General features: G+C 49.2%; 21 protein-coding genes. 13 read left to right on the forward strand and 8 right to left on the reverse strand.

All coding sequences use genetic code 11. From position 1 onward, the window contains the following. Positions 1-210: 210 nt before the first annotated feature. Entirely contained in the window at positions 211-2,829 is a 2,619-nt protein-coding gene (locus tag EL633_RS32095; protein WP_126631286.1) for a lantibiotic dehydratase, read from the forward strand. A 231-nt stretch (positions 2,830-3,060) separates the two neighbouring features. Here the strand turns inward: EL633_RS32095 and EL633_RS32100 are convergent, their stop codons facing one another. Together EL633_RS32100 and EL633_RS32105 are read right to left on the reverse strand one after the other, a co-directional pair. Then, positions 3,061-4,566: a discoidin domain-containing protein gene (locus tag EL633_RS32100; protein ID WP_126631287.1), complete on the reverse strand. Its 1,506-nt coding sequence runs from the start codon at positions 4,564-4,566 to the stop codon at positions 3,061-3,063. Positions 4,567-4,637: 71 nt separating this feature from the next. Continuing rightward, positions 4,638-6,602, reverse strand: coding sequence for a discoidin domain-containing protein (locus tag EL633_RS32105; RefSeq protein WP_161982628.1), 1,965 nt, complete (start codon positions 6,600-6,602; stop codon positions 4,638-4,640). A 338-nt stretch (positions 6,603-6,940) separates the two neighbouring features. Between EL633_RS32105 and EL633_RS32110 the strand changes: the two genes are divergently transcribed. From EL633_RS32110 to EL633_RS32130, 5 genes are all read left to right on the forward strand, one after another. Next, a complete protein-coding gene (locus EL633_RS32110; RefSeq protein ID WP_126631289.1) occupies positions 6,941-7,993 on the forward strand; it encodes a LacI family DNA-binding transcriptional regulator in 1,053 nt (350 codons plus the stop codon). Between the two features lie 165 nt (positions 7,994-8,158). Continuing rightward, positions 8,159-9,532: an ABC transporter substrate-binding protein gene (locus EL633_RS32115; RefSeq protein ID WP_161982629.1), complete on the forward strand. Its 1,374-nt coding sequence runs from the start codon at positions 8,159-8,161 to the stop codon at positions 9,530-9,532. Positions 9,533-9,622: 90 nt separating this feature from the next. Then, positions 9,623-10,591, forward strand: a complete 969-nt coding sequence (locus tag EL633_RS32120) for a carbohydrate ABC transporter permease (RefSeq protein WP_126631291.1) — start codon at positions 9,623-9,625, stop codon at positions 10,589-10,591. Positions 10,592-10,593: 2 nt separating this feature from the next. Then, positions 10,594-11,472 (forward strand): carbohydrate ABC transporter permease, encoded by an 879-nt coding sequence (locus tag EL633_RS32125; RefSeq protein ID WP_126631292.1) that lies wholly within the window; start codon positions 10,594-10,596, stop codon positions 11,470-11,472. 345 nt (positions 11,473-11,817) lie between these two features. After that, a complete protein-coding gene (locus EL633_RS32130; protein WP_126631293.1) occupies positions 11,818-13,425 on the forward strand; it encodes a DUF5671 domain-containing protein in 1,608 nt (535 codons plus the stop codon). A 217-nt stretch (positions 13,426-13,642) separates the two neighbouring features. On the opposite strand, the gene EL633_RS32135 is transcribed toward EL633_RS32130, so the two are convergent. Beyond that, a complete protein-coding gene (locus EL633_RS32135; RefSeq protein ID WP_126631960.1) occupies positions 13,643-14,101 on the reverse strand; it encodes a carboxymuconolactone decarboxylase family protein in 459 nt (152 codons plus the stop codon). Between the two features lie 495 nt (positions 14,102-14,596). Here EL633_RS32135 and EL633_RS32140 point away from each other — a divergent pair, with 495 nt between their 5' ends. After that, positions 14,597-15,835, forward strand: a complete 1,239-nt coding sequence (locus tag EL633_RS32140) for a WD40/YVTN/BNR-like repeat-containing protein (protein WP_161982630.1) — start codon at positions 14,597-14,599, stop codon at positions 15,833-15,835. Between the two features lie 117 nt (positions 15,836-15,952). Here EL633_RS32140 and EL633_RS32145 read toward each other — a convergent pair whose 3' ends face one another. Beyond that, a complete protein-coding gene (locus EL633_RS32145) occupies positions 15,953-16,489 on the reverse strand; it encodes a DUF6939 family protein (RefSeq protein ID WP_126631295.1) in 537 nt (178 codons plus the stop codon). A gap of 39 nt (positions 16,490-16,528) precedes the next feature. After that, positions 16,529-17,398 (reverse strand): NAD-dependent epimerase/dehydratase family protein, encoded by an 870-nt coding sequence (locus tag EL633_RS32150; RefSeq protein ID WP_161982631.1) that lies wholly within the window; start codon positions 17,396-17,398, stop codon positions 16,529-16,531. Positions 17,399-17,615: 217 nt separating this feature from the next. On the opposite strand from EL633_RS32150, the gene EL633_RS32155 reads away from it, so the two are divergent. Then, the gene (locus EL633_RS32155; protein ID WP_161982632.1) at positions 17,616-18,638 is read left to right on the forward strand and encodes an aminoglycoside phosphotransferase family protein; all 1,023 of its coding nucleotides are present in this window, start codon (positions 17,616-17,618) and stop codon (positions 18,636-18,638) included. A 109-nt stretch (positions 18,639-18,747) separates the two neighbouring features. Beyond that, a complete protein-coding gene (locus EL633_RS32160; RefSeq protein ID WP_161982633.1) occupies positions 18,748-19,602 on the forward strand; it encodes an alpha/beta fold hydrolase in 855 nt (284 codons plus the stop codon). Positions 19,603-19,871: 269 nt separating this feature from the next. Here the strand turns inward: EL633_RS32160 and EL633_RS32165 are convergent, their stop codons facing one another. After that, positions 19,872-20,480 carry a histidine phosphatase family protein gene (locus EL633_RS32165; protein ID WP_126631299.1) on the reverse strand — a complete coding sequence of 203 codons (609 nt, stop codon included), beginning with the start codon at positions 20,478-20,480 and terminating at the stop codon, positions 19,872-19,874. A gap of 228 nt (positions 20,481-20,708) precedes the next feature. Here EL633_RS32165 and EL633_RS32170 point away from each other — a divergent pair, with 228 nt between their 5' ends. The 4 genes from EL633_RS32170 to EL633_RS32185 all read left to right on the forward strand — a co-directional run bounded on the left by EL633_RS32170 (position 20,709) and on the right by EL633_RS32185 (position 24,154). Further along, on the forward strand, positions 20,709-21,260 hold the full coding sequence (locus EL633_RS32170) for an AAA family ATPase (protein WP_126631300.1): 552 nt from the start codon (positions 20,709-20,711) through the stop codon (positions 21,258-21,260). Between the two features lie 207 nt (positions 21,261-21,467). Beyond that, positions 21,468-21,842, forward strand: coding sequence for a hypothetical protein (locus tag EL633_RS32175; RefSeq protein WP_126631301.1), 375 nt, complete (start codon positions 21,468-21,470; stop codon positions 21,840-21,842). 155 nt (positions 21,843-21,997) lie between these two features. Continuing rightward, positions 21,998-22,771: a hypothetical protein gene (locus EL633_RS32180; protein WP_126631302.1), complete on the forward strand. Its 774-nt coding sequence runs from the start codon at positions 21,998-22,000 to the stop codon at positions 22,769-22,771. Positions 22,772-22,969: 198 nt separating this feature from the next. After that, positions 22,970-24,154 carry a WD40/YVTN/BNR-like repeat-containing protein gene (locus EL633_RS32185; RefSeq protein WP_126631303.1) on the forward strand — a complete coding sequence of 395 codons (1,185 nt, stop codon included), beginning with the start codon at positions 22,970-22,972 and terminating at the stop codon, positions 24,152-24,154. 126 nt (positions 24,155-24,280) lie between these two features. Here the strand turns inward: EL633_RS32185 and EL633_RS32190 are convergent, their stop codons facing one another. Beyond that, positions 24,281-25,504, reverse strand: coding sequence for an MFS transporter (locus EL633_RS32190; protein ID WP_126631304.1), 1,224 nt, complete (start codon positions 25,502-25,504; stop codon positions 24,281-24,283). A 2-nt stretch (positions 25,505-25,506) separates the two neighbouring features. Further along, positions 25,507-26,073, reverse strand: coding sequence for an ArsR/SmtB family transcription factor (locus tag EL633_RS32195; RefSeq protein ID WP_126631305.1), 567 nt, complete (start codon positions 26,071-26,073; stop codon positions 25,507-25,509). Positions 26,074-26,135 lie beyond the last annotated feature (62 nt).

Here is a 26,135-nt window from a genome sequence, read left to right on the forward strand (position 1 = left end):
AGCACATTACTGACTGTACTTGAAAACCTCATTGATGTCATGCCGTGGAGACAGTATTTTTTGTGTCTACAGGCACAAAAAATACCAAAATGAAGTGCAGGCTCTTTCAATAGGTGCAAAAATACTGTCTCCACGGCATGACAGATAGGAAAAGTTTGGTTATGTTTGGAGCAAAGCTATCAATGTACAAGGACATTTGGGGAGTGGAAAATGATTAACGAAGCTAAATATTCACCGCTAATCCAGAAAACAGCACCTGAGATGCCTCAAGCGCCTGAAGCAGATATCTATGAGCGGCGATACCAGACATTGCCGACACATCTAACAGGAATGGTTCATGATGAATGGGCCTTATGGCGCAATGTTGTCGTACGCGGAGCGGGTTTTCCCATCGCATGGATATTGGAACTGGCCGCTTCGTCGTGTGCAGAACTTGCAGATCGATTACGTTACCTGGAAGTAGAAGTCATGCAAGCCAGTGAAATGGCCTCTTATCACATAAGAGCACGACAAATAGCGACGAATGATGAACAAGAACAACGTATGCTCTCACAGGTCCTGAAAGCCTTAAAAAAAGGAAGACTGGAGACAATACCCAAACTTGTTGAGCTAGAGCATGTGCGTACACTGCGGAAAAAACTTCAGGTATGCCAGCAGGAATTTGCCCAGGCGTATGAACTGGCCACGCAGCAAAATTCCCACGCATTGCGCCAAATTGCTGAAGATAAGCAGTTCAGGGAAGCGATCATCTGGCAGAATAGAATAGCCTTGCATGCGAGTATTGCAGCGCTCTTACGCCATGATCCAGCGCAACGAGGTGCCGAGCAACGCAGACGTGAAGCGCTTGTCGCCAACTACATTCAACGCTATTGTACGAAAAACGAGAGCATTGGTTTTTTTGGGCCGCTGGGATGGGCCAGTTTCAGTTCTGATGTTGACACCATAGCCTTCCAGCCAGGAAAAGCATTACTCGCATCACGCGATGTCTATTTTGAAGGCTGGGCTATTGATAGCCTTGCCGAAGTGATCGCAACCGATACATCTGTCCTCCCGTATTGTAAACCTCGTCTCTTACCACACGTGCTTTTGGAGGGGGCGCTGCTCATTGTACCCTTTGCCAGACCTGTCAAACTGACCTCTCGGCAGGCCCTGATCCTCCAATATTGTAATGGAAAACGGGCCGCTAAAGATATCGCACGGCGCGTGTTGGAAGAGAGTGATGGCCAGATCACGAATGAAGCAGATGTCTACACTGTTCTCACCCACCTGCGTAGCATGAAGCGCATTACCTGGACATTGGAGGTACCGACCGAAGGAACACCTCGTTCGCATCCTGAACAGCGTTTACGCGCGGTCCTTGCTGGGATTGAAGATCAGCAATTACGGCAGGAGAAGCTTGTCCTGCTAGACACACTTGTCCAGGCGCGAGACGTTGTCAGGCAGGCCGCAGGAGACGCGGATACGCTGGATACAGCCTTTGGTCACTTAGAGGAAACCTTTACGGCCTTAACGCATAAGGAGTCGCATAGAGCATCTGGACGCATTTATGCTGGCCGCACCCTGGTCTACGAGGATTGCCGACGTGATATTGAAATGAAATTAGGGCCACAGTTTGTACAGGCGTTAGAACAACCATTAGCTTTACTGCTACAGAGTGCGCGCTGGTTTACCTATGAGACAGCCACACGTTACCGTAAAGCCTTTTGCCAGGCCTTTGCAGATTTGAAAGCAGAAACAGGGAAAGACCGCATCAATTTTGCGAATTTCTGGCTCTGGGCACAGCCATTACTTTTTGATGAATCGGCTGAGCGCCCGATTGACGGCGTGATCAAAGATTTTCAAGAGCGCTGGCTCTATATCCTGGCGACCCTGCCATATGAACGGCGCGCCAGCTATACAAGCAAAGAATTACGCCCCTTCGTGCAGGAAGTCTTTACCGCTCCTGGTCCTGGCTGGAAGGATGCCTGTTACCACAGTCCAGATATTCTGGTCAGAGCAACAAGCACAGACGCGATCAGCCAGGATGACTATGAACTTATCCTGGGTGAGCTGCATATAGCCACAAATACCCAGCAACATCAGGCCTTTATTGAACAATATCCAGATCCGGATCGACTCATCAGTTTTGTCGTGAGTGATATCCCGGAGCCACGGATTGTACCAATTTTGTCACAACAACGTTTTCCCGCCACCCGTATGCGGCCAGCATTTAATGCAGCCAAAGATATTCGATTAGTGTATTCGGCCGATGTCGTACCAGACCAAAGTGCTCAGGTGTTAGCCATTAGCGAACTGGAGATTACCCAACAAGGAGAGACGCTGGTTGCAGAGACAAAAGACGGTCAGTGTTTTGATATTATTGAAGTCTTTGCAGAGTTTCTCTCAAGGATTGTGTACAAAGAATTTAATCTTCTCCCAACGGGTCGCTATATGCCACGAATGACTGTCGATCGTATGGTGATCATGCGTGAAACATGGAGTTTTCATCCAACTGAATTATCCTTTACCCATGAAAAAGACGCGGGCAAACGCTTCATGCTGGTCAATTCCTGGGCACAAGCTCACCACATTCCCCGCTTTGTGTTTTTAAAGGTAGCCAGTGAATTCAAGCCCACCTTTATTGATATGACGAGTCCCGTCTATGTTGAAGCCTTTGTGAAACTTGTCCGTTACAACCAGGAAAACGGCCAGGAAAATGACCTGCTACACCTATCTGAAATGCTGCCAGAGCCAGATCAGACCTGGCTTACCGATAATAAGGATCACCATTACTCTTGTGAATTGCGTATGGTGGCTGTGGATATGATCAAGAACGTTGTAATCAGATAAAGGTTGCATGTGATGGGCGATTTGATCTTGGAGAAGATCGATTAGTAACAGCGTTGCCGCAAGTTGTAGTGATCACGATGGCACGTTCTTTGATTTTGCTCATCCTGTGGTATAACTTGCGGCAGCGCTATGTCTGGTTTTTCAGAGGCCCATTACACGTTGGTTTAAATCTCTAGTCACCAGACACTATTACATGAAGATTCTAGAATAGTGGTATACAAAGATCCCTGGTCAGGGATACACATTGAGCTCGTGGATACTCCACCAGTTAGCGGCACTCCCCGTTTGTTGGATCGTAATATAGCGTGCCGATTGGGTAGAGAAAGAAAGGGTCAGAATTGGACCATCTCCACTCCCGGAGGCAACGGCATTCCCCCAGGTGTTATTAGAGGTTGAGAGAAAGAGGATATACTGCCGTGGATAGTCACCTGGAGATTGAGTACTATCAAGAACCACCTGGCTGATATCATGGTTCTGTCCCATGTCTATTTGATAGTACTGATTGTTGGTTTGTGGGGCTTCGGTGGTCCAGCGCGTGGCGGCCTCACCATCTAGAGGACTGAGCAGGTTGTTGCTTGATGTTCCTTTTGCGCTCCACCCTGTTCGATCCAGTGCACCATTGCCCGAATCAGATGAGAAATCGGGAGCCATCGGGGCACGCAATGTGCCACCACCACCGATGTTGTTTTCGCTATTGTTGGTAATGACCTGAAGAGCGCTAAAGAGGTTGACAATGTCGTTATGATAGCCGCTATTGCCATCAAAATCATACTGTTTTTCGACACCACTTTGTACACCTACCTGCACATCATCCCAACCGGTGTCATCAACAATATAGCCTCCGTAATTTTGTAAGGCGGTGAACAACTTACGGCCAACATCGGTGGTAATGCCCAGGCTCTCGGGCGTCGCGTTTGTGGGCAAAGCCAGCAATGAGCCTTGCAGTACATTGGGATTGTTCCCTTTGTAATGTCCTGCATTATTACTATCACAGGCTCCACTATCGGCCCGCGAGGCTGGCCAACGGAAACCATTCACGGTCCCATTACAGGCGTAAAGATAATTATCCCAGATCTCTAATTGTAATGCATGTGGAATGGTATTGTCGCCGCTGGCTTGCAACTCGCTCAAGCGCACCATGCCACCAATGCTGGAGAGGCCGGAACCAAAGTGACCACCGCACAATCCATCATCCTTCAGATCCTGTCGGCTGGCCCAACCACAGGCTTGATAGCCATAGACATTCCCACCGGCCGAACAACGTGCCAGTGGCTCAACCTGTACCAGCGTATGACCATCAGGCTGCACGATAGCTGCGGCATTATTCGGCGTTGAATATGGATTACTGGTAGCATCTGGCACAATCACATTATCGGGAAAATAGGTTGTCGAACTGCCTTCTCCGGTCGTGCCAGAACAGCGTCCGGGTCCAAAAGAACCTGGCTGATAAATTGGGCGTACAGGATCAGACGAGGTGGTCGTAATCAGCCAGTCGGGATCTGGCGTCGCATTGGCCGCTCTGGGGATATTGGCCGGCGCATATTGTGCTTGATCGCCAATCGGCATGTTCCAGATACTCGTACTGGCAAATGGCCAGGTGAGAGGATCACGTCCGCTGGCACTCGCCCTGATATGGTTAAACTGTAATGTTACCAGCATAATCATGGCAAAGGCCAGTAATAAGATGAACGATTTTTTGAACGTACCTTGCATTCTTTGATGTGCATGTTCATTCATGACTACATCTCCTATGAATGCGGCTATGCTGGTCCTTCAACATAGCCGCGCATGGTTACATCCACAATTTCTCAGGAACAACTATTATAGACATCGATCTCATCGACAGCCCAGTTTTGTGATGGATTAATTCCTCCTCCCGTTGATTGAATTTTGAGATAGCGTGCGGTTTGAGTTGCAAAGGTAATCTGACTGCTGCGCGAGCCAGAACCATGCGTCACAAGATCGCCCCAATTTACTCCATCATTTGAGACAAAGATGTCATAGTCCTGGACATGCGAGAACGGATACAGACTGCTATCCATGACCACACGATTAAAGGTCTGTTTGTTCTTCATATCGATCACAATATTTTCGCCGGCATAAGGATTTTTACCGGTATCCCAGCCAGTGGTTGGCTTATTATCGAGCATCAGGTTGGCAGCGGCGCTATTATCTGAGGCGGTCGCGCTCCAGCCCTTTTTGCTCAATGGGGCAATCGTTTTCGCGTGTAGTTCTGGCGCAGGTTGTACCACAGGGGTACCACCACCACCAATACTGTTCGCACTATTGTTATCGATCACCTGCAGGTTCGCAAACAGCGTATTGATATCGCTGGTAAAGGTCGGATCATTGAGATTCGTATCCGCAAGAGCACTATTATCAATACCAATCTGGTTATCGTCCCAACCGGTATCGTCAACGACATAGCCACCATAATGCTGGAGCGCATAAAAGAGTTTAATCGCTGGTGCACTCGTCAATCCCAGACTTTGTGGCGTGGCATTGGTACTGATCGCCAGCAATGCTCCCTGGCGCAAACTGTTGTCTGGATTGCTTTTACAAGGATCAAGCGTACAATATCCGTAGGTTGGATCTTTGGCATAACCATCTGGATTGGCCGCCGGCCAGCGGAAACCTGGTTTGGGATCCTGCTGGTTATAGGCAAAATACTTACGTCCCCATAATTCAAGCTGCAATGCATGCATAATTGGGGTCGCATTGACCAACTCACTCTGACGAATTAAGCCACCAATGGCATTCATGCCCGAGCCAAAGTGTGTGCCCAATATACCATCGCTATAAATATCGCTCTCGGTTCCACGATACCCATTGGCACCACCATTCGCATCACAACGCGCCAGGGGCTGGACCTGTACGAGCGTACGTCCATCAGGCTGTACAATGCCTGCCGCATTATTGGGGGTTGAATAATTCGGGGAAAGCGTCGCATCACCTACGATCAAGTTATTGGGTAAAGCAATGCTGCCATAATTCGTTGTTCCCTTACAGCGTCCTCCATACGTCACGCCATCCACGGTATACGAGGGACCATCAGGACTATGTAAAGGATACGTTTTGTAATCGACGGCACCGTGTAAATTGGCAAAGTAGACGGGATCAAACGTAATATTGCTCGCCTTTTCGATATAGGTCGGTTTATACACGGCGTTCGAGCCAAGCGGCGTATTCCAGATACTATTGGAGGCAAATGGCCAGACGAGCGGATCGCGTCCGGGCAGCAGAGAAATATCATCGGCATAAAATGTTCCGCTACCGGCATTTTTTTGCACGATCACGACCGCTGACTTGATCGTGGCTGGCGTCAGAATGGTCTGCCCTTGCCAGCTCCAATCTACCTCGCTAAAGTGCATCTGGTACCCATAGACCTGACCAGCCGTATCGGTAACAATCAGGCTAATCTGACTGTAATCATGGCTGCCAACCAGTTTTCCCCAGCCAGTCAGGGAATAAAGGGTGTTGGCTTGTAGCGACACATTCTGGCCGCGTAGCTGCTGATCAGGACCTAGTTGCAGTGCGTGCTTGCCCACATGGACCACTTGACTGTTCGTTTGTGGGTTCCCTCCAAAGTCAGACCAATGAGCCAGGCCGGCCTCAAAACCAGGATTAAGCACAAGATTATGGGGAGAAACTGTCGTTCTGGCCTGTGCGCTTTGCACATCTGTCAGCAAAACACAACTCAGGCTTAATGAAAATATTGCTGCCACTGTACCCACTACCATCATCCATCGTAGCATCTGTTGCTTCGTATCCATAGCCTTTTCTCCTTGGAAAACAGGTATGTTGGTCATCCATGACCAGATTATGTTGGATGGGGGATAACGTGATAATTATGCTTGCATGAAGAAGGGATATCTACTGGAAACGTTTACGAAATAATTATCACTTCAGTAAAGGTAACATGCACATTTCTATTTGTCAAGGCATTATGAAAATACGAGAACAGTCCTTAGTGGTCGATAATTTGCTTTAAAAATCCCTTGACAAATGTATTTCTGCAATTTAGACTAAGATTGAATCCGGAAACGTTTACGGTAATTTGGCCAATAACATGAGAATATCTCACATATTTCTCAATAGGTAGGAGTGGTTAGTGAGCGATAAAAGGGCAAAAAGTCAGGGCGGTCCATCGCGTGCGCTTATCTGGGATATCGCACAAAGATCTGGTGTGTCGATAGCCACCGTTTCGCGTGTACTGAACGAGCGACCCGATGTGGCGGCGGCAACACGGGAAAGGGTGCTGGCACATGTGCGTGAATTAGGCTATGTCTCAAATCGGCACGCACGCTCCCTGGTTAGTGGGCACACTAACTATATCGGTTTCACCGTTCCACGCGTTGATCACTTTGTTGAAATTCTGGAGGGTGCCTCTCAGATTGCCGAAGAGCATGACGCGAATCTGGTCATCTGTCCGACCCGCCATGAACATTCACGCGAAGTCACGCTCCTTGAACGTTTACGCAGTGGAGGTGCAGATGGGGCTGTATTGATTTTGCCCTCAGAGAGTAAAGAAGAACTGGCTCAATTGCGCGCACAAAATTATCCTTTTGTTGTGATTGACCCTCGCTACCCACTGGGAGAAGAAATTCCAGCTGTCTCGGTTGCCAATATGTCAGGTGGACGAGCAGCAACCGAGCATCTGGTAGAACACGGGCATCGACGCATTGGGGTGATTACTGGGTATCCCGATTGGACTGCGAGCATTGATCGTCTGGCTGGTTTTCATGCGGTCCTAATTGCCGCCGGACTCTATACTACCCATACGCCGGAGCTTGTCAGCTATGGAGATTTTACTTTGGATGGAGGCTATAAGGCTGCACAGCGTCTACTGGCATTGACACATCGGCCGACAGCTATTTTTGCCTTCAACGATGTGATGGCGGTAGGCGCTATACGTGCCGCCCATGAACATAACTTGAGGGTGCCAGAAGACATTTCGGTGGTTGGTTTTGACGATAGCCCGTTTGCCTCTTTTGTCACACCAGCGTTAACCACGGTTCGCCAGCCCTCGTATGAACTGGGAAGGGTGGGTATAGAAACGCTGTATCGTGTGATGGAAGGGCAATCAATCGAGGGAACACGTATTGAGCTCTCAACCAGGCTCATTGTACGTGACTCAACCGCACCATGTCCAACCATCAGCTAAACCCACATTGCAGGTTTCATAGAACGATTCACGATGAAAGGAGCACAACCAGGTTACTGGTCAGCATATCCCAATATTTGTGTCAAAGCCTCATCGATGAGGCATAAAATGGCCGTCAAATGTGTGGCATCGATCTTATTTTCTCAGGGATGGAGGAATATTTCTATGACAGAGCACATCAAGGTTTCATCAACTACCCGTCGTCATTTCCTCGCTCAATCGGCCGGCATAGTTGGTGCCGCCAGTGGTATCGAAGCGATACTTGCAGCCTGTAGCGGGCCTGCTACCACTTCTTCAGGACCTGTAACCATAACCATCATGGATGATGCGAACGATAACAATGATACAGGCCTGAGCAAACGGTGGATTAGCGTTTTTGAAAAGCAACATGCAAACATCCACATTAAGCGCATCGACTACGATGTCAGTCGGTTAAGTGCGATGCTGGCATCCAATAATCCTCCCGATATTGTCAAAACTCCTGGTGGGTCGGAAATCACCAATTTAGCGGCCCGGGGGGTTGCTCTCGATCTTACAACATACTTCAAACAGAGTAGTATCCTCAAAGAAGATGATTTACAGGCAGTCTGTGATCTCTATCGTTGGGACGGCAAAGCGCAGGGCCAGGGGGCACGCTATGGGATGCCCCATGACTGGTCACAGGATTCAATGTACTGGATTAACAAAGCGACCTTTGATGCGGCCAAAGTACCTTATCCCAGTCAGGATACCCCGCTGACCTTTGATCAACTGCTTGATCTGGGTAAACGCCTCACTGTGCATCAAGGGAACAAAATCAAGACCTATGGTATGAGCACCAACTGGGATTTCATGGCCCAGATTCTCACCATGTTAAGTCAGGCAGGTGCCTCACTTTATGTAGATAATGATCTGAGCAAAATGGACTTTACGCAACCTGAAGTAAAGAAAATCATGCAATGGTTTGTGGACTGGGCCCGTGCACGCGTGGGGGATTCTCCTCTTGATCCCAGCACCGATTGGTCTGGACCGCTGTTTATTAGTGGGCGCATGGCAATGGTTCCCTGGGGCTACTGGTTTGGAGGCTATCTTGCCAGTTCCGATGCCAAAGTACGCCAGCAGTCATTACTGATTCCATCTCCACAATGGGCTCCCACTAAGCGGGTCAGCAATTGTTATGGCGGTACCGGCTGGTACATTACCAAAAAATCCAAGCATCCCGATGAAGCCTGGAAATTCTTTGAATTCTATATGGGTCAGGATCCAGCTGTAGCACGTGCTAAATCTGGTACAGGACTCTCCCCTCTTAAACATCTATTCGACCAGACGCCCAAAACTACGGCGGCTGATCAGCAAACCTACAAAGTACAACAGGCGGAACTGCCTTATTTGAGTACCTATCAGTTTACTCCTTATGCCACCACACAGGCCCTGAGTCAGGCCATTGATAATGTCATCAAACCCGTCATGTTAGGGCAAAGTAACCTGGACAATGGATTGCAGCAGTTGAATACAGCGGTCAATAAATTGTTGCAACAGGGCAAATCACAGATCGGTTAACCATTCGTGTGCAACAAGCAAGGGCCTTGCTTACCTCGGAAAAACAAGGCTCTTGCTCATGTATGCTTATGCCAGAAAAGGTAGGTTCCCATGGCACTTGCGACGAAACAGGATGCGATTATACCTGGCGCGCAATCGCGCAAAGCACGAAAGGGCTGGAAGCGCTATTCCAATCGCTTATTCTATCTCTTTGTGGCACCCTGGGTTTTAGGTTTCCTGCTCCTCACGGTCATCCCATTTGTCTATGCGTTTGTAATGAGCTTCTCAAATTTTGATGGCATCGCGATCTGGCGCTGGGTGGGATTTCAGAATTACGTTGAACTATTGAGCGATCCTCTCACCTATTACAGTCTGAGCCGCACACTGCTTTTCATGGTCATTACTGTACCAGTCAGTATCATTGGTGGCCTGGGATTAGCGGTACTGGTCAACAGGCAGTTTAAAGGCATTGGTATCTTTCGTACCATCTTTTATCTGCCCTCTGTCGTACCAATCGTTGCGGCGGCCATCATCTGGCGCTCCGTGTTCGCACGCGACACAGGGGCCTTAAATGCCCTGCTCGAACATGTAGGTGGCCCAACCATCACCTGGCTGATCGATCCAACCGCATTTTACGCACTGATCTTGATGACCTTATGGGGTATAGGTGGCGGCATGATCATCTCGCTAGCCGGTCTACAGGGTATTCCTCAGGAATTAACAGAGGCTGCGACGGTAGATGGGGCTGGATCCTGGCAGGCGTTTTCTACCGTAACCTTACCACTGCTAAGTCCCATTATCTTTTTCCAGATTGTAATGGGCGTGATTGCCTCTTTACAAACATTGATTCAACCTCTACTGCTTGCAGATACCGGGAATACCGCCGCCAACGGCTCGATTCCCCACAGCAACTACCTCTATATGGTTCATGTCTATGAGCAATTCTTCTATTCACAACGCTTCGGCTATGGATCAGCGTTACTCTGGATATTATTTGCCGTTATTTTATTATTTACCCTGCTCGTATTTCGTTCAAGTACCTTCTGGGTGTATTATGAAGTGGATAAGGAGACAGCCTGATTATGAGCAGTATCCATCTAACAGCGCAGGGAGTCAAACGCAGAACGCCCAACGCACGCAAAATTTTTGGCAATGTGATGGTGCTTATTCTCTTACTCGTGTTCACCTTCGCTTTTATCGCTCCATTCGTCTGGCTGATCCTTACATCGCTTAAATCACCCGCGGATTTAAATGCGTTTCCTATTACATGGTTACCTGATCACTTGCACCTGGATAATTTTGTTCAGGCATTGACACTGATTGATTACTGGCGCTTCGCCTGGAATTCATTTGCGCTCTCAACAATCCAATCGGTATTAATGACCGCTACCAGTGCCCTGGTAGGATTTGGCTTTGCGCGCCTGCGCGGCTGGGGAAAACGTCCTCTCTTTCTCATTATGCTTTCAACCATGATGCTTCCTTCGATTGTTGGCATCATTCCCACATATATTCTCTTCTCACAGTTTGGTCTGGTCGGAACCTACTGGCCCTGGGTCATCTGGGGACTGGCAAGCTCGCCATTTTTAAACTTCCTCTTTCGACAATTCTTTGCCGCCATTCCCTATGAGTTAGAGGAAGCCGCCATTGTCGATGGCTGTGGTTATGGACGTATCTTCTGGCAAATCTTTCTCCCTCTCTCCAAACCAGTCATCGCAACCTCAATGATCATCTCCTTCACCGGAGTATGGGGAGATTTCCTGGGACCATCGCTCTTTCTGGATGCCGATAATACTACGCTGGCTGTGGCAATCAGTCATGGCTACGCCGATCTGCATGGCTTCACGCTGGTCAATGTCCTGGCGGCGGGCTGTACCCTTTATGTTCTCCCCATGTTAATTCTCTTCTTTTTTGCGCAAAAGTATTTTGTGCGCGGCATCGTAACTTCAGGACTCAAGGGATAACAAGGTGTGCGGCATTAGTTTAATGTGTAGCATGGCAGTAGGTTTTCACCGGCGAAAACCTACTGCCATGCTACACATTATTTCGTGTAATATTTATAGCGTATCAATGTTTAGTTGCAAAGTCGGGGATGGCGATAGATCGATTGAAACCTCTTACGCTTGCAAAACCGGCTGAGGAGAAGTGCTCAACACCGGAAGCTCGTAGTGATCTAGCGCGAAAAATGGGGCATTTGACTCATTCCTTCTGGTTTACCTGGTTGTATGCTATGAGGCATAGAGCGGTAAGCATTTATCAGGTGAGGGTGCAGCCTGGCTTGCCATCAGAAGTGTACAGGAGGATTTACCATGGCCCGAAGCCTTTATCGTTTTTACCTCTACGCGGTTACGACGGCATTATTGATCTTTGCTGTGAGTGCCTTTGGTTCCTTGCTCTCAACATGCCTTGAGTTTACCAGTTTGCGAGGATCTTATCAGTCTATTCCGCCACAGGCGCAACTTGTACAGGCCCTGAGCTATGCCGGTGTGGCTTTTCTGATTGCTGGTGTCCTGGGTGCCCTGCATTACTGGCTCCTGCGCCGTGATCTTCAACAGGAGCCTCAAGCTGCGAATAGTGCTATACGTTCCTTTTTCTTAAATACGACCGAAGGGATCAGCGTAGCTTTTGGTGTCCCATTGCTAGCTACAACTTTCTCTGGTCTGGCTACCGCCTCTTCTGGTCTGACCTCTCTATGCGCGGCTGCTCTCGCATTTTTGCTGCTGGCCTGCCTGGTCCATCTTGAGCGTCGGCGTACGGGTGAGCCAACAGGACTCGCGCTTGTCTTTCAACGTATTCACATTTTTAGTGTGCAACTTGTGCTGCTGCTTATGGTGATTGTTTTTTTCATCCTGGTGTCCACGATCAAAAATATCATCGATAACGTTTTCTTTGGTGGGGCTCTCCATTGCGCGGGAAGTTCTTTCTGCCAACCTATGAATACTTTCTGGTTGTTGCTTACCTTGCTCTGGGTTGTAGGGAGCTGGATCTTTTATTGCTGGACGGCTTGCCAGGACCGATCTCTGGTGACACGCTTGATCTTTCACAGCCTGGAACTTGCCTTTGGTATGGCCTTCCTACTACGAGGTTGTTCGTTGGCGATTGTGCTTCTGCTGCGGCTGGGATATGGAAATCCTGTTGGTCTGCCTGAGGTCCTGGGCTATCAAGGGAGCAATGATTTTGTCTCATCTCTGTTGCTAGGGATGCTGCTGGTTATCATTTATGCCTGGTCATTGCATTGGAGTGTGCGTCAGGGATTGATGCGTTTTGAGGTATTCCGTATGACGATCCTGGCAATTGTGGGAGCCGTCATGGCCGCAGCCTTCTGGTGGGGAGTCGGCGGATTGCTGAACAATACACTGAAGCTGCTCTTCCCAACTGGTAGCGTGGGAGTAGATCAGCAGGCGTGGTTTGATTCCTGGTCCCTGGTGCTCTGTGGGAGCTGCTATATCCCGATGGATTGGTATATACGCAAAGTGTATAAACATGATGGCGAGCTGGTCGCGGGACCGCGTCGTGGCTATGTGCTTACTTTGATGGGCGTAGGTGTCCTGACGGGCGCCATTGGCCTGGCGGTCGCTTTGTATACCGGCATTACCGCATGGTTCGGCTCGGCTGTAGCGGACTGGCAACTGGCTGCTCAGGGAGGGCTGAGTGCCTTTCTGGTTGGTGCCGTGCTGGTGGGCATCTATCTGCCAATCGCACGACGTTATCACCTTTTCCAGGGGAGCGAAGTGCCACGGGAAGAGAAGGCCGCGACTGTTGTACCAGGGCACTCTGCGGATCCGGACTCAGAAATGGGTCATGAAGAGCCACAGGAGGCAACGATTGAAGCGGTCCTGGATGCATTGCTGGCTAACCAGATCTCGCGTGATCAAGCTGCTACTCGCCTGCACAAGCTCATACATACAGAGGTGTAGACGCATCGTTATAAGAGCTTCATCATATTCTAGTTCTCCTTGCACCAGATAGCAAAGATGCTGCATCTCATGTGGCATTTCAAGCATATATTGACATGCAATAGGCACGCGAATATACTGCATGTCAATAATATTATAGCGTAACTATAACACTCCTTTGTTCATCCTTACGATTGTATATCATACATCTTCAGGGTTTTTGGTTGGCCCTTGTTCTCTACCAGTTCTGGCGACCCGCCGTCTGCCTGATGGTAGCGTTGAGGCGGTTGAACAGGTTTGTGGTGGCAATCATGACAATGATGGCAGCCAGACCTTTTTCGTCGAAGTGTCTGGCTGCTTCATCCCAGATTTCGTCGGAGACTGCATCAGTCTGGTCGGCGAGTCGCGTAGCCGCCTCAGTGAGCGCAAGCGCAGCCCGTTCGGCATCGGTGAAGTAGGGTGTCTCCCGCCATGCTGCCACGGCGAAGAGGCGCTCGTCGGTCTCGCCGGCCTTCTTTGCGCTACGTGCTCCCGAGTCGACGCAGAAGCTACAGCCATTGATCTGGCTCGCACGCAAATGGACAAGTTCAAGGAGAGACTGTGGCACGTTGCCCTGTCTGGTAGCCTTGAGCAGGGCCTGTACGCCGGTGTTGACGTCGGGAAGGATCATTGCTGGATTGGTCATTCGTGCTTGCATCATCTTTACTCCTGTGGTGCTGTTCTGAAATGAAGCTTTGGCTCCATTTCAAAATACCTAACGTATTTCTATGTATTTTGAAAGACTCTTTCAGAGGTTCGTATAGGAGACGTGGCAGCAAGGGAAGATGTGACACTATCTGGTATCTGGTGCGCGTATATAAAGAAATGGATTGTTCACTGAAATACAGGATGTTGTGACATCTCTGCGGTGATAGATGTAGCATACAGAAGTAGTAGTATATTTCGACTCAGAATAGAATTTTTCTTTTACAAGACATGTTTATTAAACACATCAGTAATGTATATATGTATCTCTGATTATAAATTCAGCAAATACTGTGATTTGCTTCACAGCAAAAACCTGGGATCGGTGTTAGACTCATATCAGTCGATATATACACTACAGTGCGATGCATCGACACACGTAAAGGATTTACTCACAACGTGTCCTTGCATATCAGGATATGCTGTTCAAGAAGAAAGGCAACGCATTATGCGATATATACCCTATCCACGAGGGTTCACCCGGGTTAGTAGCCTGCTGTTCGTTATGTTAGCCCTGTTTGTCAGTGCTTGCTCTAACGCAAGTCAGGCCACGACTGGGGGGAACACCACAAGCACCGCGCAAGGCACCACTAACACGGCTCAGGGCATCACAGCGACTACAACGAAGCAGCCACAAACGTCAACCTCAATGTCGTCAACAGCGTCCCAGGGTAGCAGCAAGGCGACGAGTCTACCAGTCCATCCCCTGAAGCAGATCCGCATGACGGATGCTATACACGGCTGGGCCCTGGATCAGGATAATATCTTGAAGACTTCGGATGGAGGCCAAAGCTGGGTTGCGCTGACGCCAAAGCATGCAGTGATCTCGAACACGACACAGGCCGACTTTTTGAATGCGCAGTATGCCTGGTTTACCGTGACTGACAACAACTCGATCACGGTTTTCTCCACCACAACAGGTGGCGCAAGCTGGAAGGGTAGTGTGATCAATGTGTCCTCCCCTGAAGGCGCGATGCTGAGCTTTGTGAGCCCTCAGACCGGCTGGCTGGAGGTTGCACCGGGTGGGACCGGTGCTGGTAGCCAGAGTGTGAATATCCTGCGCACCGATGATGGGGGTCTGAACTGGAGCAAAATCTCGTCTTCTGGTCCTGGACCACAGAAACTGGCGAACGGTGGTATCAAGTCTGGCCTCTCATTTGTGAACGCAGCCACGGGCTGGGCTACAGGATCAGATGCCTCGACCGTTCCCTGGCTCTACATGACGCACGATGGTGGCAAGACCTGGGAGCGAAAGACCATCTCGGCTATGGCCGGTGGTACGAACGCCGGTGGGAGTATCCATACGTTGCCCCCGGTGGTGCTGGGTAATGATGGTTTCCTGCCCATGGTTGTTGAATCACGCACAGTCCTGGTACGCTCAACTGATGGTGGTGCTAGCTGGACCACCAATGGACAGGCGATTGCAGGATTCAACTCGTACAACGTCTACGTCATTGACGCGCAGAGCGTTCGGGCGACCGACCAGAACACAGGCGATGTTTACCAGTCTAGCGATGGTGGCAAGAGCTGGCAGAAGATTGCCAGCGCGAGCGGCGTCTATGGTCCTTTGAGTTTCATCAATACCACGACCGGTTTCGGCCTTGGCCACAGTAACCAGTCGGTGCTCAAGCGCACAGACGACGGTGGCAAAACCTGGCAGACCATTCCCTACCAGATCCACGGCTAAGCGCCAGTCTTACAAATTTTGTTATGGTGGGCTTCATGCACATGTACGCATGAAGCCCACCATGCTTTTCCTCGACTGCACATGTGTGCGCTAAATCTTCAGTGAGGAAATAAAACGTTACGTCAGGTGGCGGATGATCAGGCTGGCGTGGGAGAGTGGTTTGCTGCTATCATTAAGGTCACTATTCGTCTCATAGTCGAGCAGGATAACCGTCCCATGCTGTTGTTCGAGACGGCGTAATTCGGCCAGTTGTTCCTGAAGGCAGTTTTCTAATACCCATTGATACGAAGGCAGATAGATCTGCTGACGAGCTGTAAGGTAGGGCAGGAGTTCCTGACCACTGACGCCCGCCCGATGGCCGAGCACCTTGCCATAGGTACGCACTGTACGTTTGAGATTCTTCATCGTCGTATTCGCAAATCGACTGGTATCCACATCGGCGCGCTCAAATACTTTAAGTCCCTGCCAGATTCCCTCGACACTGGCACTATTCCACCCGGGTGAAAAAGGAACTGGAATGCCACCGTGAGGATAAAACGGACTGAAGTGTATCCACGGCTCGATCCCTTTAGACGTCACATCAATAATGCTGGCCCCGGGATATCGCTGCTGTATCCTAGTCAGCGAGGTACGGTGATTTTGAAGTATGAACATTGTAGATCCTTCTCAATATATTTTTGCATGGTGAGAGCATCAGGAATTGGAGAGCAAGTCATCTTTGAATGACGGTGCTACTGGTTTCCAACCAAGTATGTTTTCGGCCCGTGTTGAAGACAACCAGAGATTTCGTGAGAGTATCCTTGCCCAAAATGATCCCCACACGCTAAGAGCCTCACCCTCTGAAATGCTTTGAGCACCATCACGTATATGAGTTACTTGTGCAATGATTTCGGCTGTTTCGTGAAGTGAGAGAGCCTGGGCAACGGCATTAAACACCCGATAGGATGGCATCTGCTCGACAGCCAGTACCGTCAAGTGAGCCAGATCCTCAACATGGACCGAGGACCAACGTTGCTGGCCCTCACCAATGTACCACGCAACCTGCCGCTTTTTTGCCTCTTCCAGTAAGAAAGAGGGAGTGCTTCCACCCCCTCGACCATAAAGAATTCCCGCACCAACAATGACTATTCCATGAACGCCATGCTCTTTTGCTCGATAGACCACATTTTCCGGAGACTGATTCATTGCAGGGGTACTCAGTCGTTGCACAAAGGCATCCTCATCCACCCGTTCTTGCGCACCAATGTCACCATACAACGATGACCCACTAATATAGACCAAAGGCTTTTGCGTTTCTTGCAGTGCTGCGATAAGAGCCTGGAGCAATGTTACAGTGGCTTGAAGGGACGCTGAAGACGCAACCACGATCGCATCAGCTTGTTTCGCTACGGAGAGCCATGTTTTATACCTATCCATATCTCCCTGCACGGCCACAGCTCCTTTTGCTTCAAGGGCCGATACTGCTGAAGCATTGCGTGCGAGACCAATGACCTGATGATGCGATTGAAGGAACGCATCAGTAATAGCACTACCAATCCATCCTGTTGCGCCTATAACAAACACTCTCATATATCCCTCCGGCTGAAGCGAAATACATCTCTCTGAATGCTTCCATTGAAGAAGGTACTTTCTCCTAACAAATTTCTTCTTCTTCTCGAGGTATCTTATCCTACTTCTTGTTAGCCGGGCAAGGGGAGAAATTCCAGAGGATGCTGCAGTATCATCATGGGCCAACGAACTGGAATGTTGTTGATGTTATAATGGTGGCATGAAACATCGCATGAATATTGATGAGAGCAGCATTTTTTCGGCCGTTCAGGAGTATTTTTCTCTGCACCTTCAATCCCTGGAGTTCATGCCTGTGGGGGAGGGTTCCTGGGTATACAAAGGGCGAGATCAGAATCACAGCTCCTGGTTGATAAAGCTTTCCCGCTTGCATACGTCTATGTCTACTGGCGCTCGTGTGACCGCCTATCTTCACGATGAAGTTGGACTTTCTTTTGTGATCGGCTCTATCCTTGCCCCCGATCAAAGAGCAATCCCAGAGGTGAATGGGTATGATCTTAGCATCTATCCCTTTCTTGAAGGCAAAACCCTAAGCTATGATCTCCTCTCCAAAGAGCACCAGGCTGAGATAGCTCAGGATCTGCGGCGCATGCATGATGTCAAATTGCCGCAGCATCTTAGCGCGCTCCTACCGAAAGAAACTTTTGACAAGTTTCAAGGATCTGCGAGAAACCTTGTCAAAAAGGCAAAGGAGTATAGTGGCAACGACGTCTTCTTAGAACGCTTGCGAGAAGTGGTGTTGTCAAAATGGAATGTGATCGAGCGAACTATTGAAAATGGTTATCGACTGAGCCAGTATTGCAAACAACATACTTATGAACTGGTGGTCTGTCATGCCGATATCCATCCTTTCAACATCCTGCAAACGGCGACGAACCTCGTTATGATTGATTGGGACGGCATCATGCTTGCTCCCAGAGAACGCGATCTCATGTTCTACCGCCAGGAAATAAACGCCGCCAACTCTGACTTTCAGCGAGCCTACGGCCTTGATTATCAAGTCGATCCTTATCTCATGAGTTACTACAACTATGAATGGGTTTTACAAGAGTACACAGATTATATTGAGCGACAGTTTGATGTGCAGTCAGGCGAAGAGGCACGCGCTCATGCCTTGAATGAGTTTCATGCACTTTTTGGCTCTCAAGAAGAGTTGGATGGTGTGGTGAAAGAGGCTCTGTGCTCACCTCTTCCGGACTCATCCTTGAGGCGGCACCATTTTGGGATGTGGCAATGAGTTGGCTGATGGCCAGATTACGCAATGCGTCAAAAATATCCTCTTGATTTCTTTTCTTTTTTTTCGCTAATATGCTTATAGATTCAAATTTATAAAGGAGAAGAATATCGTGGTCGCTTTACTGCATACGAATGGCGAGGTATCTCTACCACAAGGTATTGTACGATATCGTGATGAAGGAACTGGGCCGACGCTTGTCTTCATACATGGTTTACTGGTCAATGGTGCTCTCTGGCGTGATGTTATAGCAACCCTTTCGGGGCAGTTTCGGTGTATTGCCCTGGATTTGCCTTTTGGAGCCCATGCGGTTCCTCTACATGCTGATGCCGATCTGAGCCCATCCGGCATCGCTCAGCTGATTGCTGATTTTCTGGCGGCCTTAGATTTACACGATGTTACGCTGGTTGGCAATGATACCGGTGGTGCTATGTGCCAGTTGACGATTGTCAATCATCCTGAGCGTATTACGCGGCTGATTTTGACGAACTGTGATGCCTTTGAGGCTTTTTTTCCGCTACTGATTAAGCCTTTTGCTGATGGTGCACGGCTCTTCGGAACCCGTTTCGCAGATTTTATTGCCTGGGCGTTTCAGACGAAACGTGCGCAACGTGTGTTGCTGGCGCTGGTTTCTCTGCGGCACGCAGATGATGCGACGCTTGACACCTATTTTGCAGCACTAGGGAGCGGGAATAGACAGATCAGGCGTGATGTCAGCAAATTCCTGAAGACTGTCTCGAACCGTTATACACTCGAAGCTGCGAAATCTTTTCAGTATTTCCAGCATCCCGTGTTGATCGTATGGGGTAAGAACGATCTTATCTTCTCAACACGGAACGCCAGACGGCTTCAACAGGCATTTCCTCATGCCAGGCTGGAATTTGTTCCGCGCTCACGTGCGTTCGTACCAGAAGATCAACCTCTTCTCCTCGCTCAAAAAATTGCTGAATTTATGAATGAATCATAGCTCCCTTTGAGGGGCAATAGATTGATGGCTATCTAGATGGCTTTGAGGAATTCCTAAGGCAGGGATTGGTCAGAGCCAACCTATGTTCCCGCACTGTATTTTGATATTGAAAAAATCGTATAACTATAGTATATTTTAGATATGGTTCACCTTGAAGTAGCAGATGAGAGTGCTGCAGATCCAAGAGAATACCTGGCGAGCAGTAATATCCGTGCGTAAAAGCCAGGTTTTCGTTGATCTGATGCTCACGCAGACGCCTGCCCCATATATTACAAGTGATGCGCGTCGTTATAGCGTTCCAACGCCCATGTTTGTCCATGAGGTGACTGGTACCAGTGGGTAATGGACGTGTGCCTCGCACTGAGAGCAACCCGAGCTGGTACGGCTGCACTCAAGCCGAAAAAATAGTGAAATGACGCAGCAATCACGCCTCCGTGTGTTACCACAACAATCGTTTTCCCCGCGTAATCCTGCAAAAGGTGATTGAGCGCTGATTGGATGCGTCCAGAGAATTCGAATCCGGTTTCGTAACCATCCATGAAGCGGAAGAACGGTTTTTGCGCTTCAGGAACCTGCCTCCAGCGTGCGGAAAATTGCTCGGGAGGTAATGTGCCGTCATCGCATACCCACTCTTCAAAGCCTTTGTCGAAGACAATTGGCTTACCCAGTGCCGATGCGAGAATCTCTGCTGAGGCTTTTGCCCGTCGCATCGGGCTGGCAATGAGCACATCGGCCTTGATCTCTCCTGTTCTGGACAGGCGATCTCGCAAGCATTTTGTCTGCCTGATGCCCTCTGGCGAGAGACCCAGATCCTGATAGGAACCATCCTCCAGGGCTTCAATATAGTCGCCATGTCGTATGAAGTAGAGATGCGTCAATTTCTGACTCCTTCCATCTTTTTCGTCGTCTCCACGATACTATCCGTTATGGATGTATCCATAACGGATAGTATACACGAGCACGGATGGGACGTCAAGTCCAGACGTTTCATTGCAGGTTTCTCCCCGGTTAGACCATACTCTGCTCTATGGACAAACACAGATGGGTGAATTTATCATTTTTTGAATTTACCGGAATTTGAAATACTTCACGAGAGGATTTTTGCTATGAAACGATATATTCTTACTGGCACACCTGGTTCAGGAAAGACCTCAATTCTGCATGAGTTGAAACGTCAGGGGTATTCGATTGTGGAGGAAGCTGCAACCGATGTTATTACACGTGAGCACCTGCTTGGCCAATCGGATCCGTGGATGCAGTCTGACTTTATTGATAAAATTATACACCTCCAAAAACAGAGGCAAATTGCGGCATCAAGCTATCCTGATGCATGCCAATTGTATGATCGTTCACCAATTTGTACCTTTGCCTTAAGCCGTCATCTGGGTTATCCCCCGTCTGTGTGTCTGCTAGAAGAGATGCAGAGAATTGAGCACGAACGTATTTACCAGCGAGAGGTATTCTTTATCGAAAATCTTGGGTTCTGCCAGCCCACGGAGGCAAGGAAAATTACCTTTGAAGACTCGCTTCTTTTCGAGAAAATCCATAGAGACACGTACACCTCCCTGGGTTACGAGCTGATAGAAATTGCGCCTAAGCCTCTCGCAGAGCGAGTTCAGTGTATTTCGGAATGGATGAGACAGACTCTTGATAAATAATGAGCGTCTTTTATACTTTGCTGGTACAAGTATTTGTATGTTTTCTCTCTGATTTTGATGACCATGACTTTCGACACAGCCCGGTGCTGTGTCTTTTTATACTTCCTCTTACCCGCTTCCTTCTTTTATACTGGACTCAGTCTTGAACGCAAGCTGTTCTTCATATATAAAGCTTATGATGTTTTATTATAAGGAAAGGGAAGCAAGATGTGTTATTATTCGTCCAGAAACTATCGCATTATTCGTGTGATGTTCTGGTCGTTCCCATATTTACTCTGGCAAGCTTTCGGCGACTGGAGTGGATTTCTTGTCGGCGTGATGGTAGCTGTTATTCTTACTACGATGTTTAACAACCTGTTCCGGGCAAACAACTTGAATATGACTTCCACTGCCAGACAGCGACCTCTCCATACGGCAGAGTTTCAACCACGTCGTCAGGAAGAGGATTCGTATTCACGTGGTTATCAGGCAGAGGCAGAGGTATATCACGCAGGATCATATCCGAACCATGAGGGAGAGGTCCAACCTCAGTATGAGGAAATGCAGGTACCATATCCAGAAATGCCCCCCATGGGGCCGTAGCAAGAAGTTTTTCCGGATAATAACGTGTCCCCCTGTTGCTACTTGCATAATATAGCGGGCATCAACTAGAGCATCAGAGTCTCCACAAGCGTAACGGAATCGGTTAAAATAGGTGGATAACTGAGTAGTTACGCGAAAGAAAGAGATACGATTTTATGCCGACAACACAGCAACTTCTGGCGCGGTTAGATGCAATTGGAGCCTCTTTGAAGGATACAGGTGAGGCTCTGGCTCTGCTTGGATTGGGATCGGTTGGGGCTGACACGGAGCGCCTGGATGAATATTCGGACCTGGATTTTTTTGTGATTGCCAGACCAGGTGTGAAGGCTCGCTATATTGATAATCTTGATTGGTTGGCAACTCTTTGTCCACTGGCCTATGTTTTTCGGAATACTGTGGATGGCTATAAAGTTCTGTTTGAAGACGGGATTTTTTGTGAATTTGCTGTGTTTGTGCCACAGGAGCTGCGTAGTATTCCGTTTATGCGCGGCCGCTTTATCTGGAAAGATGCTGCCTTTGATGAGAGCCTGACTGTTCCGCAACCCGTAGATCAACGTACCCATCCCATTGAAGGTACATCGGAATGGCATCTGGGAGAGGCGTTGACAAATCTGTATGTTGGGCTTGGTCGCGTACACAGAGGGGAGGTCCTGACTGGTACACGCTTCATCCAGAGTTATGCCGTTGATCATCTACTGGCGTTGACCAAAACGTTGGTAACTACACAGAGGAAGGATGAAGATCCATTCAATATGGAACGGAGATATGAGCTACGCTATCCACAGGTTGCTCAGTATCTACCAGACTTTATTCAAGGTTATGAGCATAATCTTGAGTCAGCTCTGGCCATAGTAGAATTCCTCACACAACATTTTGAAGTAGCGCCAGCTATACTTGCCGCTATTCGAGAACTTTGTGTTCGTCGTTGATGTTGCATTGTGCAATGAAGATATTGATCATACGCATTCCTAAAAAGTGAGAGCGAGTAAATCGAGCGCCACATTCATCATTATACAAAGAGACGAAGGCTATATTCTCTGCATTATACATAACAAGCATGCAACTTCTAAGATCATGCGAAATGCTTTGTGACGCATATACTTCCGTTATAAAGGTGGTATAATCAGATGTCTTATAGCAAGATTAATTCTTTTCTTATCACATTACTGCTTGCTCTCCTGCTAACCAGTTGCGGTATCGGTGCAACAACGGATACAGCAACCTCTATCCCAACGAGTTTGAGTACAGCGACGACAATCGCAGGTAACGTGGTACGTTTACAGCAGATCCATATGTTCAATGTCAGCACGGGCTGGTCCATGACGGCGGGTGGGCCAGGGAACAGCAGTCGCCGCGTTTTGCACACGACGAAAGGCGTCTCCCACTGGCAGGATGTCACACCTGCGATTGGCAATCAATACTCATTCATTGGCGGAAGTGATTTCTTCGATGCGCTGACTGCCTGGGTGGTCGCGGGCGGCGCCCCCGGCATCCCTATGGTTGTCTATCGCACCCACGATGGAGGACAGAGCTGGCAGCAGTCGCAGTTACCAGATCAGGGTATCGGGGGAGATACGTTTTTCTTTCTCAATGCTCAGATTGGCTGGCTCATCCATCCCAAAGGAGCCGCTACGGGTAATGTATGGGTGGATATATTACGGACCGGCGATGGCGGTGCTAGCTGGAAGATCATCTCTTCCTCCAGTCATACTACGACCAGCCCATCAGCACTGCCATTGGGGGGCACCAAATCGATCAGCTTTGTGAATGAGATGACCGGTTGGGCCACCAGTTTCACCAACCGAGAGAACTTTGCCTGGTTTTACGTGACCCACGATGGAGGTACGACATGGGAGCACCAGAACATTCCCTTACCCGCGCAGGCCTCCCAGATCACGATGCTGCCGCCCAGTTTTTTTAGCGCCACTGATGGATTGCTACCCGCTATTATTCCCAGTCGGTCGGACGAGACCATGATGATCTATGTGACCCATGATGGAGGGGAAAGCTGGCAGCCCACAAGCCCGGTACACACTGGAGGGGGCTTGATTGCTATTGCTGATGCACAACACGCCTGGATCATCAATAATAGCGATGATCTCAAGAGTAATCACTATATCCATAGCACCGCATATCGTACCAGCGATGGAGGATGGCACTGGACGCAGTACGCCGTTAAGTTCAGCGCGAATACAACCATGATCAACTTTGCATCTCCTACGCAGGGCTGGGCAATTGACAGTGAACTATCTCTGTACCAGACCGCAGACGGTGGGCAGACGTGGATGAAGGTGACGCCAACCATTCCATGACCAAACCTTCAACCCGCTTTTTGGTTGTTCTGGCGAAGCTTTACCTGTATTATGGAATGAAATAGGTCAACGTCTGATCATGACCTACCCCATCTTTCATTCCGTGATCTGTAGCCACAGCACGCTTTAATCCAAACGACGCAGGGGGCCGACTAGCAGGCCAATGGCGGCGCTACCCAGTGTCAGGATGCCTGCGCTGACGAAGAGCGCTTGCACCCCCCAGGCACTGACAATGATTCCTGAGCCATAGAGTGAGAGTGGTACTAAGCCAACACTGGCGAGCATATAGAAGCTCATGACTCGGCCCAGGAATTCTTTGGCGACTCTCGCCTGAATCAGTGAGAGGAAGAGCACGACCAATATGCCATTGAGCACCCCCACACTGGCCAGACAGCACATCGCCAGAGAGAGTGGAGCAAAAGCGATTCCAAGCAGCAATGGGGCCTCCAGTATTTGTATCAGGCAGAAAAATCGCCCACGCTTGTGCACGGGACTATAAACGCCAGGCAAGATAATGCCGATCACCGAGCCGAGGCCGAAGCTCCATAGCAGAAGGCTATAGCCCTGGGAACCTATATGAAGTACATCACGTGCCAGTAATGGTAATCCCACTGAAATAGGTCCAACCGCTGCCAGTGCCGCGCAGGTGTCAATGAGTAGCAGCGCAATGAGCCAGGGCAGGCTTACCAGATAGCTCACACCTGCGTAGGCATCACGCAACAACGATTGTTGGCTCTCTCGTGGCACGCGCACCAGGGGCTTCATCAGCAGCGCCGCCAGTACCGCGATGGCGAAGGAGAGCGCGTTGATACCAAAGGCCGCTCCTGCTCCCAGCGTAGCCACTACCACTCCTGCTGGCAACACACCCAACAGCGTACCCAGCTGCGAAGTGAGAGACATTAATGAATTGGCGCCGCTTAATTGTTCAGGTCTGACAAGCCGCGGCGGAATACTACTGGCTGCAGGATCAAAGATGCCGGTGGCAAGTCCATGCACGCCTAGCAGAACGCATACTATCCACAAGGTCATGCTGCCATTGAAGGTTAGTAGTGCGATCATACCCGAGGTCACCACACGCACTGCGTCTGACCATAGCATGACTGTGCGTGGATCTAGACGATCGGTAATAATTCCTCCTATCAGAGTTATGGGAATTCTGGGTACCGTCAGTGCCAGCATTGCCAGGGCCAGATCCAGTGCTGATCCATGCAATTCCTGCAGCACAAGCCAGGTAACCGCGATCACCTGAAAAGAACTGCCCAGCGCAGAAATTGTTTGCCCGGTCCACAGAAAACGGAAATCGCGCTGTCCTAGTGGCATCAGCACGCGTCCCACGTTCAACATCTTCATAGTTAAATTCCTTCATCCGCTATGACCGGTGGCAATGTATGCAGCAGTCCGGTAACTGCAAAGAACTGCTCGTAGGTATCGCGCTCAGGATCTTCGAGTGCTTTATAGACCTCGTCATGCAGTGCATCCAGGAGTCCCTGGATGCGTTCCAGTCGCTCCTGTGATAAGCGTACTAACTCATGGGTCATACGTAGGTCTGGAATTTGGCCCTCAAAGAATGTATTTGCCCGGATGTACTCCTGGCGTAGCGCCTCTAGCGTCGTTTCAATCAGATCCTGTCTATCGAATGCCTCCATTGATTCTGACTTCAAGCGTACTTTCCGCGCTACTGCTCGATAATACTTCTCCACTACTCCACCCTTTGGCTGCTCGGAGATGATCTCTATCAGGCCTGCTGCCTGCAGTTCGCGCACGTGAAAATGCAGGCGCGGCGGCGTTACCTGTAATAAAGCGGATAACTGCTTATTGGTATAGGGCGCATTTGTCAGCAAATTGAGTACTCGCTGACGCAATGGGTGCGCCAGTGCATGTATTTGCTCGGATGTCTCCAGCACAAGCTCATCTTTCATCGACAATCATCCTCTCTCTCCAACAATTAACCTTATCCTTATTGATTAAACAAATATTTATC

The sequence above is a fragment of the Dictyobacter alpinus genome (assembly GCF_003967575.1).
Lineage (GTDB): Bacteria > Chloroflexota > Ktedonobacteria > Ktedonobacterales > Ktedonobacteraceae > Dictyobacter > Dictyobacter alpinus.